This is a genomic window from Actinoplanes flavus (genome assembly GCF_017592555.1).
GTDB lineage: Bacteria > Actinomycetota > Actinomycetes > Mycobacteriales > Micromonosporaceae > Actinoplanes > Actinoplanes flavus.
In genome coordinates, this window is sequence record NZ_JAGFNS010000003.1 from 1 (window position 1) to 3,635 (window position 3,635).

Here is a 3,635-nt window from a genome sequence, read left to right on the forward strand (position 1 = left end):
GCGGTCCGCCGACGCCACCCGGCCCGGCGACAACACCCCCCGGATCATGCGTACGACAGGGGCGATAAGTCATACCGGACCGAGCGACCGAGCAGTCCCCGGTGGGGACGATCAAAAAGGTAACGGGCGGCGGCGGAACTAGGGCTGGAACCGGTTCGGTGGCGTTCGGGAGGGTGAGTGGGCAGCACCGCCCGGCGCGGGCGGCACGGGATGGAGTTGCGGTGAGGTCGCCTGGAGCGGACGGGACGGCCGCCGCTTTCGGGGGCGGGCACGTGCGTACCGGAAAGGAATGGGTCTAATAGCGTGGCCGGATGGAGGTCGACTTCGAGGATCCGGCGTTCGTGACTGATCCGTATCCGGTGCTGGCCCGGCTTCGGGCGGCGGCGCCGATCGGGCGGCAGCGGAACGGGCGGTGGCTGGCGGCCGGGCACGCGGCCGTGGGTGCGGTGTTGCGGGATCGGCGGCTGGGGCGGTTCTGGGTGGATCTGGAGCCGGCGGGGGTGTTCGAGCCGTTCAACACGCTGCACCGCAACCAGATGATGGAGAACGAGCCGCCCGTGCACACGCGGCTGCGGTCGCTGGTGGCGAAGGCGTTCGCGCGGGGGCATGTGGAGCGCCTCGGGCCGGCGGTCGCCGGGGAGGCGCGGCGGCTGCTCGGGGTGGTGGGGCGGGAGTTCGACCTGCTGGCGGACTTCGCGGAGCCGCTCGCGGTGAGTGTGATCGCCGCGCTGCTCGGGGTTCCGGCCGCTGACCGGCATCGGTTGCGGCCGTGGTCGGCGGCGATGGTGCGGATGTACGAGGTCAGCCGCACCCCGCAGGTGGAGGCCGGCGCGCTGGAGGCCTGCCGGGAGTTCGCCGGCTATCTGGAGCATCTGGCCCGGGTACGCGCCGCCGATCCCACCGACGACCTGGTCAGTCACCTGGTGGCGATCCGGGACGGGTCGGACCGGCTGACCGGGGAGGAACTGGTGGCGTCGGCGATCCTGCTGCTCAACGCCGGGCACGAGGCGTCCGTCAACGGGTTGGGCAACGGTGTGGTGGCGCTGCTGGCGAATCCGGGGGAGCTGGCGCGGGTACGGGCGGATCGGGCGCTGATCCCGTACGCCGTGGAGGAGATGCTGCGGTACGACTCGCCGTCGCAGCTGTTCGTCCGGACCGCGGCGGCCGACGTGGAGATCTGCGGGGTGACCGTGCCGGCGGGGGCCGAGGTGGCGGCGCTGCTCGGGGCGGCCAACCGGGATCCGGCGGTGTTCGCCGAGCCGGACCGGTTCGACGCCGGCCGCGACCCCAACCCGCACATGACGTTCGGCGCCGGGCTGCACTTCTGTCTCGGCGCGCCGCTCGCCCGGATCGAGTTGCGGGCCGCGCTCGCCGCCCTGCTCGACCACGCGCCGGGGCTGCGCCTGGCCGCGCCGCCGGAGCCGCCGCGGACGTTCGTGCTGCGCGGATACGCGGCCGTCCATGTGAGCCGCTCGTGATCTCCTACCGGTAGGGTCGGCCGGTGCGGACGAAGCAGCAGCTCACCGAGGACATCCGGCGCGAGCGGCGGGCGGCCCTCGTGGTCAACGCCCGGTCGCGTCGTGGCCGGCAACTGTACGCCGACGCGCACGCCCGCCTGCTGGCCGCCGGCTTCGAGTTGCTCGGGGCGTACGCCGTGGACCGTCCCGGCGAACTGGAGAACTCGCTGGCCGCGGCGCTCGCGCACCAGCCGGATCTGCTGGTGGCGGGCGGCGGGGACGGCACCATCAGCACGGCCGGCCGGATGCTGGCGCACCGGGATGTGGCGCTCGGCCTGCTGCCGTTGGGGACGACGAACAACTTCGCGCGTACGGTCCGGATCGAGCCGGGCCTGGACCAGGCGATCGCCACGCTCGTCGACGGCAAGGTCATCGACGTGGATCTGGGCATCGCCGGCGACATGCCGTTCACCAACCACGTCGGCGTCGGCCTGTCCGCCGAGATCATGATCAACGTGCCCAGCCGACTGAAACGGATGATCGGCCGGATCGCCTACCCGATCACGGCACTCGGCCTGCTCACCAGCCATCGCCCGTTGCGGGCCACGGTCCGCGCCGACGGCCGCGAGATCATTTTCAAGACCCATCAGGTGTACGTCGCGAACGGCGGCTTCCACGCCGGGCGCCCCATCACCGCCGACGCCCACGCCGACGACCGCCTGCTGGTCGCCTATCCGGTCGGCGGGCCGGGCAAGCTCGACCTGCTGCGGGAGACGGCGCGCAACGCGCTGACCGGGCACCGGCGGACCCTGCGGGAACAGCCGTTCCTGGCGGTGGGCGAGCTGTGGCTGGAAACCGACCGGCCGGCGCAGGTGGAGGTGGACGGGGAGCCGTGCGGGAAGACGCCGCTGCGGGTGGCGGTCGACCCGAACGCGCTGCGCATCATGGCGCCGCCGGATTCCCCCGATCTCTGATCCCCCGGAATTGATCAGCCAAGATTGGCGACGGCCTGATCAGTAACGGACTGTAATGGATCACGAAGAGCCGTTTTACCTTCACCCGAGATCTGGTCGGTGGAGAATCGGTAGTCGATCTCGATTGAGGCGTTGTCGATCACGCTGACCATCAGAACGGTCTGCACGGAGACCGTCTCCTCGCCGAATATCTGGTCTTCGCGCTGCGCACCTATCGGGGTGAAGAACACCTCCTGCTTCTCGATCACATCGAGCGCCTGTTCATGGGCATTCTGCAAGCGCCCGGCCCGGTGGGTGGTCACCACCACTCGCAGGCCCGCGGCGTCCAGATCGTCGCCGGCCGCCCGGTAGCTGCAACGGCTCTTTCGGGTGACACCGCTCGTGGGCTGCTCGTCCGCCTGCGCTACGACACCCAGGCGGGCGGCGATCGTGGTGTCCAGAACCGGGCATGTCTGGTTGGCCGAGGTCCAGCGTTCGCCGCCCTGCAACACCGGTAGGACGAGCCAGACGCCGAACCCCCCACAGATCACGATCAACGGAATAGCGGAAATCACGATGATGGCGAGGGGCAGACCTCGGAAGATCGAACCGGAGCGCCTTTCCATCCGGACATTGAAGCAGAACATCACCAGAACCGTGGCCCGGCCAAAAGATCGACAACGGATGTCGATGCGAATTGGCCCGGTCATGGTAATTTCCGCCGTGGGAGTCATTCGGGGGTGGACCCATGGATGGATGGGACGATCTACGGCGCCTGCAACGCGAGGTCCAGTCGCTTGTCCGTGAACGCCGCGCCTCGATCGGCATGGACGAGACCGGCACGGTCGAGGTGCGGGTGGACGAGTCCGGGCGGGTGGACGCCGTGGAGATCCACCGTGACTGGCGCCGCCGGCTCTCTCCCGAGACCGTCGCGCCGGCCGTGCTGGCCGCCGCCGGGAACGCCCTCACCAACCAGGCGACGGCCTGGGCCGAGGACATGCGCCGGCCCGCTCCACCGGCCACGGAGCCAGCCGGCACGGCGCCTCGCCCTCGGTTCGCCGGATCCGTTCCCGACCCCCGGCTGCACGAGCTGCTCCTCACGGTCACCGGCGCCTTCGCCGAACTCGGCGCCCATGCCGGGCGGGTGGCGGCCGCCGCCCCCCGCACGACGACCGGCCCGGGCCCCGCCCGCCCGGGGGCCCTGACCCACACCCGCCCCCCCCAC

4 protein-coding genes are annotated in these 3,635 nt (G+C 71.1%); 3 read left to right on the forward strand and 1 reads right to left on the reverse strand.

Annotated features, from left to right (window positions below):
- The first annotated feature begins 311 nt into the window (after positions 1–311).
- Both J5X75_RS05355 and J5X75_RS05360 read left to right on the forward strand, forming a co-directional pair.
- Entirely contained in the window at positions 312–1,478 is a 1,167-nt protein-coding gene (locus J5X75_RS05355) for a cytochrome P450 (protein ID WP_208466172.1), read from the forward strand.
- A 23-nt stretch (positions 1,479–1,501) separates the two neighbouring features.
- The gene (locus J5X75_RS05360) at positions 1,502–2,431 is read left to right on the forward strand and encodes a diacylglycerol/lipid kinase family protein (protein ID WP_208466173.1); all 930 of its coding nucleotides are present in this window, start codon (positions 1,502–1,504) and stop codon (positions 2,429–2,431) included.
- Positions 2,432–2,445: 14 nt separating this feature from the next.
- On the opposite strand, the gene J5X75_RS05365 is transcribed toward J5X75_RS05360, so the two are convergent.
- Positions 2,446–3,120: a hypothetical protein gene (locus J5X75_RS05365; RefSeq protein ID WP_208466174.1), complete on the reverse strand. Its 675-nt coding sequence runs from the start codon at positions 3,118–3,120 to the stop codon at positions 2,446–2,448.
- A 38-nt stretch (positions 3,121–3,158) separates the two neighbouring features.
- On the opposite strand from J5X75_RS05365, the gene J5X75_RS05370 reads away from it, so the two are divergent.
- The coding region (locus J5X75_RS05370; protein ID WP_208466175.1) for a hypothetical protein at positions 3,159–3,635 on the forward strand (477 nt) is incomplete at its 3' end.